This is a genomic window from Bacillus sp. P14.5 (assembly GCF_003316765.1).
Lineage (GTDB): Bacteria > Bacillota > Bacilli > Bacillales > Bacillaceae_B > Rossellomorea.
The window spans coordinates 91278-105089 of sequence record NZ_NIJF01000117.1 but is presented as its reverse complement, the minus strand read 5'-3'; the positions used below and the strand labels follow the sequence as shown (position 1 = coordinate 105089).

14 protein-coding genes and 1 other annotated feature are annotated in these 13812 nt (G+C 42.3%); of the genes, 3 read left to right on the top strand and 11 right to left on the bottom strand.

Annotated features, from left to right (window positions below; translation table 11 throughout):
* Positions 1-48: 48 nt before the first annotated feature.
* Together B9Z54_RS24400 and rnz are read right to left on the bottom strand one after the other, a co-directional pair.
* Positions 49-591: a histidine phosphatase family protein gene (locus tag B9Z54_RS24400; protein WP_113930932.1), complete on the bottom strand. Its 543-nt coding sequence runs from the start codon at positions 589-591 to the stop codon at positions 49-51.
* A 104-nt stretch (positions 592-695) separates the two neighbouring features.
* The gene (gene rnz / locus B9Z54_RS24395; protein ID WP_113930931.1) at positions 696-1619 is read right to left on the bottom strand and encodes a ribonuclease Z; all 924 of its coding nucleotides are present in this window, start codon (positions 1617-1619) and stop codon (positions 696-698) included.
* Positions 1620-2064: 445 nt separating this feature from the next.
* Between rnz and zwf the strand changes: the two genes are divergently transcribed.
* The gene (gene zwf / locus B9Z54_RS24390) at positions 2065-3567 is read left to right on the top strand and encodes a glucose-6-phosphate dehydrogenase (RefSeq protein ID WP_205207761.1); all 1503 of its coding nucleotides are present in this window, start codon (positions 2065-2067) and stop codon (positions 3565-3567) included.
* A 23-nt stretch (positions 3568-3590) separates the two neighbouring features.
* Positions 3591-4211, top strand: a complete 621-nt coding sequence (locus tag B9Z54_RS24385) for a cyclase family protein (protein WP_113930929.1) — start codon at positions 3591-3593, stop codon at positions 4209-4211.
* Positions 4212-4649: 438 nt separating this feature from the next.
* Here the strand turns inward: B9Z54_RS24385 and B9Z54_RS24380 are convergent, their stop codons facing one another.
* From B9Z54_RS24380 to B9Z54_RS24355, 6 genes are all read right to left on the bottom strand, one after another.
* On the bottom strand, positions 4650-5114 hold the full coding sequence (locus B9Z54_RS24380; RefSeq protein WP_113930951.1) for a UPF0158 family protein: 465 nt from the start codon (positions 5112-5114) through the stop codon (positions 4650-4652).
* A gap of 278 nt (positions 5115-5392) precedes the next feature.
* A complete protein-coding gene (locus tag B9Z54_RS24375; RefSeq protein ID WP_162785356.1) occupies positions 5393-5686 on the bottom strand; it encodes a hypothetical protein in 294 nt (97 codons plus the stop codon).
* 144 nt (positions 5687-5830) lie between these two features.
* A complete protein-coding gene (locus B9Z54_RS24370; protein WP_113930927.1) occupies positions 5831-6034 on the bottom strand; it encodes a hypothetical protein in 204 nt (67 codons plus the stop codon).
* Positions 6035-6137: 103 nt separating this feature from the next.
* The gene (locus B9Z54_RS24365; RefSeq protein WP_113930926.1) at positions 6138-6701 is read right to left on the bottom strand and encodes a GNAT family N-acetyltransferase; all 564 of its coding nucleotides are present in this window, start codon (positions 6699-6701) and stop codon (positions 6138-6140) included.
* Positions 6702-6825: 124 nt separating this feature from the next.
* Positions 6826-7077, bottom strand: a binding site (T-box leader).
* 94 nt (positions 7078-7171) lie between these two features.
* A complete protein-coding gene (locus B9Z54_RS24360) occupies positions 7172-7537 on the bottom strand; it encodes a hypothetical protein (RefSeq protein ID WP_113930925.1) in 366 nt (121 codons plus the stop codon).
* Positions 7538-7573: 36 nt separating this feature from the next.
* Positions 7574-8830: an MFS transporter gene (locus tag B9Z54_RS24355; protein WP_481747827.1), complete on the bottom strand. Its 1257-nt coding sequence runs from the start codon at positions 8828-8830 to the stop codon at positions 7574-7576.
* A gap of 150 nt (positions 8831-8980) precedes the next feature.
* Between B9Z54_RS24355 and B9Z54_RS24350 the strand changes: the two genes are divergently transcribed.
* Positions 8981-9544 (top strand): winged helix-turn-helix domain-containing protein, encoded by a 564-nt coding sequence (locus B9Z54_RS24350; protein ID WP_113930923.1) that lies wholly within the window; start codon positions 8981-8983, stop codon positions 9542-9544.
* A 470-nt stretch (positions 9545-10014) separates the two neighbouring features.
* On the opposite strand, the gene gndA is transcribed toward B9Z54_RS24350, so the two are convergent.
* The 3 genes from gndA to B9Z54_RS24335 all read right to left on the bottom strand — a co-directional run bounded on the left by gndA (position 10015) and on the right by B9Z54_RS24335 (position 13599).
* Entirely contained in the window at positions 10015-11427 is a 1413-nt protein-coding gene (gndA, locus tag B9Z54_RS24345) for an NADP-dependent phosphogluconate dehydrogenase (RefSeq protein WP_113930922.1), read from the bottom strand.
* 150 nt (positions 11428-11577) lie between these two features.
* On the bottom strand, positions 11578-12831 hold the full coding sequence (locus B9Z54_RS24340; protein ID WP_113930921.1) for a DNA polymerase IV: 1254 nt from the start codon (positions 12829-12831) through the stop codon (positions 11578-11580).
* Between the two features lie 300 nt (positions 12832-13131).
* Positions 13132-13599, bottom strand: a complete 468-nt coding sequence (locus B9Z54_RS24335; protein WP_113930920.1) for a chemotaxis protein CheW — start codon at positions 13597-13599, stop codon at positions 13132-13134.
* Between the last annotated feature and the right edge of the window lie 213 nt (positions 13600-13812).

Genomic DNA, 13812 nt, shown 5'->3' with positions numbered 1-13812 from the left:
CTAAGCGAGTTAGAACCAAAAAGGAAGCCGCCTGCCATCTCTAATCTATCATTCACTCCATATCCGATCGACAGAAGTTTCCCCATTTTCAAACCTCACATGAAAAACATCAGGATTGGATAGTTTCATAAGCTCTTTGTAGCCAAACAACTCATCAAAGTATCTTAGAAGCAGCGTAGTCAGGTTGCCATGGCTCACAACAGCAACATGGTCGTCACCGCTCTCGAGGATTTCTTCCAGAAACGAGGAAGCCCTCTCGAAAGCTGTACGATTTGACTCGCCTCCCTCTAGTGTATATTCATAGTCCTCAAAACTCTTTTCAAGATGCATCATCCAGTCATCAAGATCAGTGCCGCTCAATATCCTTTCACCCAACCGGGCATCCTCTATAACAGGAAGGCCTCTGTTTTCTGCGAGCGGCTCAATCGTCTTCCTGGCACGCAAGAACGGGCTGCTGTACACGGCATCAATTTGCCTTCCTTCAAAAAAATCAGCCAGAGAACGGGCCTGTTCCTCACCAAGAGCCGTAAGCTTTGCTTCTGCCGGCTGCCCTTCCGCTTTTGCGTGTCGTACAATATATAAGTGTTTCATCTACCATCCCCGCCTTCTATCCGTTGTCTAGAATATTCCCTCAAAGATATCGGCGCCGACAAACCCGCAGCTAACACACTGCCTGCTCATTCGCACCGAAAAATCTACTCTTTAGTTATGGAAACTTCAAAAAAATCACTCGCTATATAACTTTCAGGAAAGATTTCGCGTGCTTCCTGCTGAAGTTCAGGCCATTCCGCTTCTGTGAACCTCGAGCTGATATGGGTTAAAAACAATTTCTTTGCACCGGCTGACAAAGCGGTTTGAGCTGCCTGCTTCGTTGTGGAATGAAAGTAATCATGAGCCATTTTTTCCTGGTCCCCACTGAAAGTGGCTTCATGAATGAGGGCATCAGCCTTCTCCGCAAGTTTTTCTGCCGCAGAAGAAACTCTGGTGTCACCAAGGACCGTAACAACCCTTCCTTTTACAGGAGGGCCGAGAAAGTCGGTTCCATCTATCACCCTGCCGTCTTCCAAGGTGACTGTCTCACCTTCTTTCAGCTTTTTAAAAATAGGTCCAGGCTTGACCCCCAAATCTTTCAGTTTTTCCGCCTGGAGAACGCCCGGCTTGTCTTTTTCTACAATACGGTACCCAAAACAAGGAATCGCATGATCAAGCAGACGCGCTTCTACAGAAAACAGTTCATCTTCAAAAATGGGCCCTTCTTCTATTTCTTCAATATGTAAAGGATAAAGCAGATGAGTTCCGCTGATGGATAAGGAAACCTGGATGAACTCCCTGATCCCCGGAGGACCATAAACCGTCAATTCAGTTTCTCCTCCTTGAAAAGAACGGCTTCCCAGCAATCCCGGCAGTCCGTAAATATGATCACCATGTAAATGAGTGATGAAAATTTTCTCTATCTTTCTCGGTTTTAACGTTGTATGTAAGATTTGATGCTGCGTCGCTTCACCGCAATCGAACAGCCAGACGGCCCCTCTCTCTTCCAAAAGCTTTAAAGCAATTGAGGTAACATTTCTTGATTTGGCTGGCACGCCGGCACCTGTTCCCAAAAAAAGCAAGTCCATTGAAGATCCTCCTCTCCTGATTTTTATCCCCTTCATAATAGCACAACCCGGCACACTGCGTGGTATTAAAGCTTCTATCTCCGCAAACCTGATTAAGGGGAAATTCCGTACTCTGCACGAAAGCAGCACCTAAAATAATCAGAACAAAATTGGAGACACTATTAAAAAGGTACTGACATTCAATACAGCATAACTTATTTCAAAATTAGTATGTCACTAAGAAGAATTATTGTGTACTATATAGAAGGGCCTGTCTGAAATCATACAGCATATGATTTGCTAAATATGTTTTAAGTCTTTAAAATTAAGTACTTGTATGGAGTGTTTTTCAGAAAAAGGTACAGCATATAATAGACTTTTCGCATGGCAGGGTATCATGAGCCGAGCAACGAGTGGTCCTTTCTAGCGGAACAGTTATTTAATAGGAAAAAGTGAGGTCTTAGCAGTGAAACATAATGATACGCCATCAACTTTACTAATGATTTTCGGTGCAACTGGAGATTTGGCTAAAAGAAAGCTTTTTCCTTCTCTGTATCACCTCTTCAGAAAAGGAAAAATTGCTAAAAACTTCGCCGTTATAGGTGTGGCACGACGTGAGCTTTCCAATGAGGAATTCCAGGCACATGTGAAGGAATCGGTCCTGACATCCATCGGCAAAGATGAGAACATCGAAGAATTCGTCTCTCATTTTTATTATCAGTCCAACGACGTTGCCGACAGCAATTCATACATAGAGTTAAATAAACTGGCTGTTCAATTGGATGAACAGTACGAATTGCAAGGAAACCGAATTTTCTATCTTGCCATGGCACCGGAGTTCTTCGGTACCATCACAGACCACCTGAAACAAGACGGACTGACGGACACGCAAGGATTCAAACGCCTGGTAATCGAAAAACCGTTCGGTCATGACCTTCCTTCCGCAGAAGTCCTGAACAATCAAATTCGCGCAGCATTCTCTGAAAAAGAGATCTATCGTATCGATCATTACCTTGGGAAAGAAATGGTTCAGAACATCGAAGTCATCCGTTTTGCAAATGCCCTTTTTGAACCTTTATGGAACAGCCGCTTCATTTCAAACATCCAGGTGACATCCAGTGAAGAACTGGGAGTCGAGGACCGCGGCCGTTACTATGAAAAGAGCGGAGCACTAAGAGATATGGTGCAAAACCATATGATGCAGATGGTCGCCCTTCTGGCAATGGAACCGCCGATCAAATTGACGACAGATGAGATCCGAAGCGAAAAGGTCAAGGTGCTTAGAGCCCTTCGCCCGATGAAACAGGAAGAAGTGAAAGATTATTTTGTCAGAGGACAATACGATGCTGGATTCATTAACAATGCAGAAGTTCCCGGGTACCGTGCAGGAAGCAATGTCGATCCTGAGTCTAATACAGAAACGTTTGTCGCTGGAAAACTGATGATCGATAATTTCCGCTGGGCCGGCATGCCATTCTATATCCGTACAGGAAAAAGAATGAAAGCCAAGTCGACCAAGATTGTCATCCAGTTCAAGGATATTCCGATGAACCTTTATTACAATACCGATAAACAATTGTCGCCGAACCTTTTGGTCATTCATATCCAGCCCGAAGAAGGAATCACCCTTCACTTGAATGCCAAGAAAACCGGCCAGAACATTGAAACGACACCGGTCAAACTTAACTTTGTGAACAATGGAGTCGACGGCATGAACACACCTGAAGCTTACGAAAAGCTTCTGCATGACTGCATGCGCGGTGATGCAACGAACTTTACGCATTGGGATGAAGTGAAACTTTCCTGGGCATTTACGGATACCATATCAAATGTTTGGGAAAACACAACGGAAGAAGAATTCCCTAATTATGAATCAGGAACAATGGGTCCGCTTGCCGCAGACAAACTGCTGGCACAGGACGGATTCTTCTGGTGGCCATTCTCTGAACTTGAAGTCGACGAATGTTAATATTTTTGAAAGGATGATACAGGATGAAAATTTATGACATTACTGCACCCATTTTTAACGGAATGCCGGTTTATAAAAACAAGCCGGAAAAACAGCCGGAAATCAACACGAATACAAATGGACATGTGACAGAGTCAAGGATCTCCATGGATGTTCATACAGGAACCCATGTCGACGCCCCTCTTCATATGATCAATGACGGCGAAACAATCGAAACGATCGATATCGAGCAGCTTGTCCGCCCGGTTAAAGTACTGGACCTGACCTCTGTCGAAGAAAAGATCACTAAGAAAGATATTGAAAACTATGATATCCAGGAAAATGATTTCCTCCTTTTCAAAACAAAGAACTCCTGGGATACAGAGTTCAACTTTGAATTCATCTATGTAGCGGAAGACGCAGCTGCATACTTGAAGGAAAAGAAAGTGGCCGGAACGGGAATCGATTCTCTTGGCATCGAAAGAGCACAAGAAGGACATCCGACTCACAGAACCTTGATGGGCAGCCGCATCATCATCATGGAAGGCCTTCAGTTGAAAGAAATTGAAGAAGGCTCCTACTTCATGGTAGCTGCACCATTAAAAATCGAAGGCACGGATGCATCACCTGCACGTGTCATTTTGATGGATGAGTTGATCGGATAAGAAAATATTTATAGTAAAAGACTCGTCAGATATTCTGGCGAGTCTTTTTTATAGGTTGTTTTCGCAAGTATGTTTTCGAAACGCTCTTTTCGTAAAGATTGTGGCTGTTTAAGATTAATGGATTTCCGCTCCAGCCGCAAGACTCCGCGGGAGATCGTACGTCTTCCGCTCCAATCCTCCTACGTAAAGGGGATGAAGGTAAAGGTGCATTCTAAAGCATCAATCATTTAGTTAAATAGACTGTTTACGTATATATTTTGGCTTTTAAAACCCCAAGAACTCCGCCTAATTCTATATTTTTTCTCTCTAAATGGGGACCAAATTATTTCTTTTTGCTTACCAGAATATTTCCTATGAATAAGAGCCTAATCTTACGAAGCTCTTACAAAACAGCAGCAACATATGCGACACCAGCCTTTTCTGTCTTCTCAAATCTTTTTAAGCATAGCTTATCTCATTGTCCCTGCACCATTCGATGGCAATTTGTTTAAACTTTTTTGTTCTGTAGGAATACCACTGGTCATTTAAATCCCACTCGGCGATTGTATCCTTGAATCTTCTGAAAGCGCCTCTCCCTCTAATCGCACTTAAAAGGTCATTTTTCTGTTCTTCATTTGAAATAGAGAAGCAAAAACCTTCCATGATGTCGTACTCATTGATATCAAACTTGGTTGGAAGTTCTCTGTAGTCTTCAAAGTTCTCGACCACTTCCATAGCCTCCATCCGCTGTTCCTGCTTCCACTGAGGCAGATGATCAAATGGCTCCTCGTCTTCAGCGGCAGCCAGTTCATCCGCAGAAACAGAAATAATTTTTCCTGTTTTTATATTCAATAAATTACTCCATTCATCAATGTGGATTTCCATATGTTCAACTATTTCTTCCAGCTTCACTTTAGCCGTCAACATGTGCACCTCTTTTTTCCCTTAATAGTAACAACCTTCTGCTGCCTGAGTAAAGTGTTCAAAAGACTGCTCAGATAAACTCTTTTACCGGCTAAGGTTAATGGATTGAATTTCTTCTCATAAAGAGCATTCGAATACAAGTCAAGGATAAAAGGAGGAGAAGCATTGCAAGAAAAGTATAGAAATTAAAGAAAATTGAATTAGAATAAGTATTTATAAGATCAACCTGCGACACATTCTCAAACGATGGGTTCTGCTCGACAATCAGCAAGCGGAGTTCAGCAGCTTTTTTTATTGTGGCAGCCAATTACAGCACTACTGATGATAGTTAAGTTCCTTACTGCCTTTGTTGCCAGAGATGCAATCAACTTTTTGAAAAGCCAATAAGTTCCGTAAATGAAGATGAGGAAAAATGGAAACAATACCATGAGAGGAAAAAGGCCTGGATTGCCGTTGCCGCCTCCTCCACTCATTCCGCTATCAGTCACTAAAGGTTCGGTCAGGATGTTTCCTAAGATAAACATCATTATTGTCGCCAACACACTAATAAAATATATACCGAGATAAATCAACCTCAAATTAGATCCCCCGCTTTCCAAAAGCTCACCTGTATAATTTAGATGACTAACAGTTTGATGCGCTGCCTATGAATACAGTTCTTCTCATTCAGAAATTATGGATTACTGAGTTCACGCCTGGATATGTCCTCTCAGATACTATTCTTTCTTTTCAAGTTTTTTCTTATAATTGAGGTCGATAACAATATCTCCGACCCCCATTGCGATGAGTCCATTCAGCAAAGCAAACAGCGGAATGACAACTCCTCCGCCGCCACCCAAGATTAAATTCATAATCATAAATACAGTACTAAAAAAGACAAAAGCTATACCCAATACATATAATATTTGACCTACAAGCAATTTACCCCTCTCCTTTAACAAAACAAAATGATTCTTTCTAATGAAACAGCTGAAGGAGGGACAAAAGGATTCAGCCCACTCCTTAATGAGAGTCTATTTTCATTTATTTTATCACCGAATAAAAACAAGTGTCAGTGAGCTTGCTGCCATCTGCTGATAGGTCATCATTTCTCAGCGTACCTTCAAAAGTGAAACCCAGTTTCTCTGGAATAGAACGGCTTTTGAGATTGGTTGATTCACACCTGATTTCAATTCTCCTGAACCCAACGTGATTCAAACCCAGATCCGCTATGCCCTTAACAGCTTCGGTCATGTATCCATTACCGCTGAATACTGTGTTAATCCAATAGCCGATTTCACATTTTGGAATGTCCCAATCGATCCCCTGGAGACTGGTTGTTCCTATGAATTCATTGGTCTCTTTAAGAAAGATAAGAAAACGAAAGCTATCTCTCTGAAGGAATTTAATATGAGCATTTCTCAAATTAACCTCTGTTTCCTCAACAGCTGGAATTTCCTGCGCGAATGGCAGCCATGCTTTTAGCTCGGGAAAGGATTCTCTGATTGCCATATTAACAACTTCACCATCCCCGGATTGGTGCGGTGCCCGAAGGATCAGTCTTTCTGTTTCAACTTTTAATGGAACATCTAATAATATTGGATTCATATAACTCACCTTTCTGAAATAATAATTTATAGTTAAGCCGGATCAAAAAAGCACAACGTCGTTTAGAAAACACACCCATTGAAAATTGCTCAATAAAAAAACTCCCACCCCCAAGAAAATGATTCTTGAGGACGAAAGTTATCACTTCGCGGTACCACCTCAGTTTGTTGATATGTCGCCATACCAACCTCTTCAGGTACTGTCATACCCTATCTTCATAACGGAAGAACCCGTCTCGCTATCCCTAATGCGGTTCATTAGATTGGCAAGAAGCTCCAAGGCTTTATTCATCAAGGCGGATATTGCTCCTTTTCAGCGGGAGGGAGCTCTCTGTGAATATCTACTTCCTGACTACTGTTCTCATCAACGCTCGATTATATCGAATTTTCTAAAGATTATATCCTTTATCGTTGCACTTGTCAAAGTCATTTGTAATATCCCTGCTGGTTATTATCACATACAAATAAAATCTATTGATTATTTATGATACCTAAGATTTTTCCTCTCAACTTCTCAGAGCGATATTCACTTCTCTTAACCTTATCCACCTTTGTCCATCCAATCAGGTAACGAACATCAGGGTCTTCTTCTATAGCTCCCTTATGTTCACTATACACCTGCTGAAACCATTCTAAGGATAGAAGCTGTTCAATATTTTGGTTGATTTTTTCTTCTTCCGGCATACCACGCAAGAACATTTGCATTGCCATACCGATATTGGCGAGGATTTCAATGATCACTCTTTCCCAACTCCATCTATAGGTTAATAACTTCATATACGAATCAAATCCAGTAAGGTTCCCTTTTGCTTTAACGATTTTCGGCTGCAGCAGCATTATTTACTACTGCAATCTTAAGTAACACCCTTCCTCTCACCCCGCCCTTTCAGCAGTTTTAGCAGAAACTGCCACTGTAAGATAGCCGTAAAATTTGGACAGCGGAAAAATCAGACTGACTGCGATCAGACAAAAACCGCCTGCGGTTACTGTCCATAATGGTCCAACGAGGGAGGCGAGCCAACCTCCAAGCAGGAGACCCCCTAGAAGGCTTCCATTGAAACAGGTTGTCAGGATTCCGGAGATCCTCCCGAGAAGTTCTTCCGGCACTCCCTGCATCAGCATGCTGTTCAGAGGGATATTGATGAAAGGATTAGTCGCCCCGATCAAGCTCATCCATATATATAGGGATACCAGCGGAACCACTGTATGTAAAACGTATACAGGAATGACCACCGCCGCTAATAGTCCGGAAAAACCAAAAGAATACATGATAAGCGCTTTATTGCTGACCTTTTTCATAAGGAGTGGAACAGCAAGGGCACCAAGGATGCCAAAAGCCCCTTCAAGTGATTCCATCATTCCGAAATGCACCTGGCCTACTTCAAAAACATTCAGGATAATCGCGTATACATTGGCGCTTACAATACTCAGCACGAAAACAGCAGAGGTAAGAAGAATGAATATTCCTGTAATAAACCGGTTACTGGTTACTGACTGAAGTCCCTGCTTCAGGGATTCCAGATAAGAGATCCCCGCCTCTTGATGACTCTTCTCTTCTTCTCTATTATCCAGCTTCACCCCCAGCAGAAACAACGCCGATATGAGAAAAGTAGCTGCATCCAATATGAAAATCAGTGAAATATGGTCAACCAGCAAAAGAAATCCTCCAATGGAAGGAGCAATGATCATCATCATCATGTAGGTGGATTGAGAAAGGCTCACAGCTGCGGGTATCTCATCCTTTCTCATGATGGTCGGTATGACGGCGGACTTCGCTGGTTCAAAAAACACCGCACCGATTCCCTGAAAAAATATCAGGAGGAGCAGCAGCGTGATGGATGACTGACCGGCAATCATCAATAAAACAATCACAAATCGGTATAAATCGGCACCAATCATCATCCACTTTTTTGAGAACCGATCGACCAACGGGCCAACGAGTGTCCCGAACAACATTCCAGGAAGGTGACGGGCAATCAGAATGTAACCAAACACCATGGGATTGCTGGTCAACTTGGAAGCAAGGAATAAAATCAGTAAATGTGAAATTCCATCTCCTAATTCAGATATCACCTGAGCAGACCATAAACGACGATAAGAACGGTTTTTGAGTAATTGGAACAAAGACATCTCCTCCATTAATTAAATGTATTTTATCGTTAAAATAATTTTAAACGAAAAATATTTTTGTAAACGTGTATTGTTAAAATTAATTTTAACGCTTTAATATTTTTCAGCGTACTAATCTGATAAAATAGATAGAGGAAAACAAAGTGAGAGGTGATTGGCTTGAAGATTGATAATCTGGAAGTGGCTAAAGCCATTTTTGATCCGAAGCTGGAAAGGATTATCACAAGTGTGAAATTCAGCAGCAAAACAGTAAAAGAGATTGCTTCAGAGCTCGATGAAAAGCAATCCCGCCTGTATTATCCCATCCAAAAGTTGCAGAATCTCGGTTTGATCATGGTTACAGAGGAAAGAAAAGTAGGCAATATCCTAGAAAAATATTATTCATCCAGGCATCTCTATGAGGATGACATCACATTCAATTTCGAAGGCGATTTCGCCATGGATCACAGGGAGTTTTTGATTTCCAAGATAATGTTCAGTTTAAATAAGGGATTAAACGTTTTAAAACATGATTTGGATGGTGATCCGGCAAGGCAGGAGAACAGCGCAATGTTCACTGAGTATGGTTTGGAGCTGACCTCTGAAGAATGGCAGCACCTGAATGATGAGGTAAGGAAGCTCGTGGATAAACGCGAGGTGAAGAACGAAAATAAAGACGGGGTAAAACCTTATAAAATGATCCTCTTTTCTTATAAAGATGAGGAAAATCATTAAAAAAGCTCTCCAGCAAGCCGAAACCACTGAAAATCTACCGAATTTTAGAAAGGAACTAATCAGAGGCACTTATCCGCAAGGTTCAATGCATGTTAATAAATAGAGGGAAAAATTCCCCTTATATACTAAAAAGCACTGAGAAATAGCTAAAATAGAGGGAAAAGTTCCCCTTATATGAATTAAAACACTAGAAAATAGGTGCTTTTTTTCATATAAGGGGAAAAACTCCCTCTATTTTCTCCAATATGAGCTGCAAATTGCAATTTAGCGGGAAAATCTCCCCTTATTTTTTTCGCTGAATACTTAATTAAGGCGTAGGCGACTTCCACTATAAAGCCCACCATCGTGCGCCATCCCAGCGGTGTCGGACACCTTGAACTGAACAAGGCAGAATCACTCTCTGAAGTGATTCTGCCTTTTATGTTAGACTTTTTCAGTTCCCTCAGCATGGTCTGAAGAGCCTTTCTAGTTTATTTGGACATCCACTCTGTATGGAAGATTCCTTCCTTGTCTGTGCGCTCATACGTATGGGCCCCGAAGTAATCTCTCTGCGCCTGGATAAGGTTAGCAGGAAGAGTTTCTGTGCGGTAGCTGTCATAGTAAGAAAGAGCAGCAGAGAATCCTGGTACCGGGATACCGTTTTGCACTGCTGTAGAGATGACGTCACGAAGTGCATATTGGTAGCTTTCAACGATTTCCTTGAAGTAGTCATCAAGAAGGAGGTTGGACAAGCCCGGCTCTTTATCATAGGCATCTTTGATCTTTTGAAGGAACTGGGCGCGGATGATACAGCCGCCGCGGAAAATCATCGCGATTTCGCCATAGCTGAGATCCCAGCCGTATTCTTCAGAAGCAGCACGCATTTGTGTAAATCCTTGTGCATAAGAACAGATTTTACTCATGTAAAGCGCTTTACGGATCGATTCAACCAATTCTTTTTTATCGCCTTCGAATGGTTTCGTTTCCGGTCCGGAAAGAATCTTGCTTGCCTTCACTCTCTCGTCTTTAATGCTTGAGATAAAGCGCGCGAAAACGGATTCTGTGATGATTGGCAGAGAAACTCCCAGGTCAAGCGCGCTTTGGCTTGTCCATTTGCCTGTTCCCTTTTGTCCTGCTTTATCCAAGATCACATCGACCATCGGCTTTCCTGTTTCATCATCATACTTGGTGAAAATGTCAGCCGTGATTTCAATCAGGTAACTGTCTAATTCGCCTTTGTTCCATTCGGCAAACGTTTCATGCAGTTCTTCAGCACTGAATCCAGCTACATGCTTCAATAGGAAATAAGATTCCCCGATCAGCTGCATATCGCCATATTCAATCCCGTTATGGACCATTTTCACATAGTGTCCGGCACCGTCCGGCCCGATATATGTGGTACAAGCTTCACCATCAACTTTCGCTGCGATATCCTTAAAGATTGGCGCTACCAGTTCATACGCTTCTTTCTGGCCGCCCGGCATGATGGACGGACCTGTAAGCGCACCCTCTTCACCGCCGGAAACGCCGGTACCGATAAAGTGAATTCCAGATTCACTCAGCTCGTGATTCCGTCTGCGCGTATCTTCGAAGAATGTGTTACCCCCATCAATCAGGATATCTCCTTTATCAAGAAACGGCTTCAACTGTTCAATTGTTGCATCTGTAGGTCCTCCTGCTTTTACCATAAGCAAGATCTTTCTTGGTGTTTCAAGAGACTGTACAAATTCCTCAATGCTGTATGTACCAACCACATTTTTACCTTTTGATTCTTGAAGCATTTCATCCGTTTTTTCACGAGAACGATTATAAACAGACACTGAATATCCTCTGCTTTCAATATTCCATGCCAGGTTTTTACCCATTACCGCAAGGCCGATCACACCGATTTGTTGTTTCGACATGTTCATACGTCCTTTCATTTGTGTATTTAGTTAAGTAAACAATCCTTATAAATTTAACAAAGACAGCGGGCCAAGTGCAAACAATACACCTCATCCTTATTGTTGCATTAGGCCTGATAAAATAATCTGGAAAATACTATCCGCTGCCGGTTATTTATCTCTACGCAAAAAATCCTTATTAAAACTCGTATCATTATGGGGATCCCGCTTCTCCTGTTTCGCCGAGATTCCTCTTTTAATCATATCTTTTCCGTACTTGGTCTGAAGTTTTTCTAATGCAAGGTACAGGGGCTCCTTCTTGGCATGTTCTTCAAACGAGAAGATATCAAGCTGGAGAGCGGCATCATTCCGCTCCACAAGATCCTGGCCCGTCACTCCCAGCAAACGGATTGAATTGCCATTCCAATGCTGAAGAAACAGCGTTTTAGCTGCTGTAAAAATTTCCTCCTGCGAGCCGACAGGGTTCTTCATCTTCTTGCTTCTTGTTATGGTCTTTCGATTCTTGAATCTCATCGTAATCATAACCGTTGAGGCAAGTGTCTCTTTCGATTTCATCCTCGATGCCACTTTTTTGGACAGTTGATTCAGCGTATTCAACAATTCCTTTTGATTGGCGGTATCCCTTGGGAGAGTCGTCGAATTGCCGACACTTTTAAAATCGTAAACAGAATCAGGATCCACCGGCCTGTCATCCCGCCCGTTGGCTCTCGCTTTCAAGCGGAGTCCATTGATGCCCAGCTGTGCTTTCAATTGAATTTCGTCTGCTTTGGCCAGTTCCCCGATTGTGTTGATCTTCAATGTATATAATTTCTGAGCTGTTTTCTCTCCAATACCATGCATCTCTTTTACATCAAGCGGCCAAATCTTATCTGGTAAATCCCTCTTGCGGAGCACCGTGATGCCCATTGGCTTCTTCATATCAGAAGCAGTCTTGGCAAGAAACTTATTGGGCGCGATACCGATACTTGAAGGCAGGTCCAACTGGGACATAATCTGGTTCTGGATGGATTCAGCAATAAATAACGGACTCCCTAAAGTATGGCTGTCTGTTATATCAACATATCCTTCATCGATCGAAACGGGTTCTACGAGTTCGGAATACTGCCTTAATATCTCGAACATCCCCTGAGAGGCAGCACGATATCGATCGAAATTCGGACGCATGATGATCATCTGCGGACAAAGCTTTTTCGCTTCCCATAATGTCATCGTGGTCTTGACCCCGAACTTGCGCGCCTCATAACTGCAGGTCACGATGATTCCGCGCCTTTCATCAGGGTTCCCAGCAATCGCCAGGGGTTTTCCCTTCAGTTCAGGGTTGTAGGCAGCCTCAACAGATGCGTAAAAGCTGTTCATATCGACATGAAGTATGACTCTTCCGTTTTTAGGATAGTGAGGATGCATGCAAACCAGCCCTTTTTTCAGATACTCTTTGAAAAGGACAACCTGCCCTTTTCCCTCTCTATTAGTGTACTATATAATCTCTCAGAGCACACGTTCGGGATTCGAAAGGGCTGCATGTTGGGTATTCTAAGGGAAGTTTAGGAAGATAGCTTGAGAAGCGAGGGACATTAAAAGAGAATAAACTTAAGATGATGTACCTCGCAGACGAAACAAGGTACATCCCAATAGAATAATTATCCTCGTACCGCAACCTGGATCTTCAGGCCTGCCTTAGGAGGTACAGCTTTGACTCTCCAAGTTTTATACTTGTTGAGCTCTCATATAATCCTGGATTTCCCTGATTCCATCCAGGCTCTCGACTAGAATATCTGGGTCGACCATCGTGATCAGCCTGTCTTCAAGGTTGATGACACCAGAGAAATACTTCGTCCGGGAGTATGCCATTAATCCCATTTGTGTCAGGGCTCCTTCAGGAATGTCCAGTATTTCCTTTGCTTCATTCACGATAATCCCCAGTGAAAGAATTTCCGACTTCAATACTATCAGTTTTTTATCTGAAGTGGATTCTGTTCTTCCATAAAGAATATTGGCAAAATCGATAACCGGCACCAGCTCTCCCCTTACCTTTGTAATACCTAATACATATTGAGGAAGCTGAGGGATTGGGGTGATATTCTCAGGTTTTTCAATTGATATTACATGACCGACCGGAATGGCGTACTCTTCTTTTCCCGCATGAAAAATAATTGCTTTTTTGTTTATATCCATAGTGACGCTCCTTTACTAGGTAAGCTTTCAAGTTTTATGTATATAACTAATTTACCATACAAATTAATCTTTGTGAGAATTAAATAGGAGCTAAGAAATACTCCTCTTTTTTATCGGTTTTAAAAAACAACATATATAGTGTTCCGCTAAGATTTTTCCATTTGGGATATCGGCTGGCTTAAAAATCTACTAAACGAAAAAACAGACCCTGCA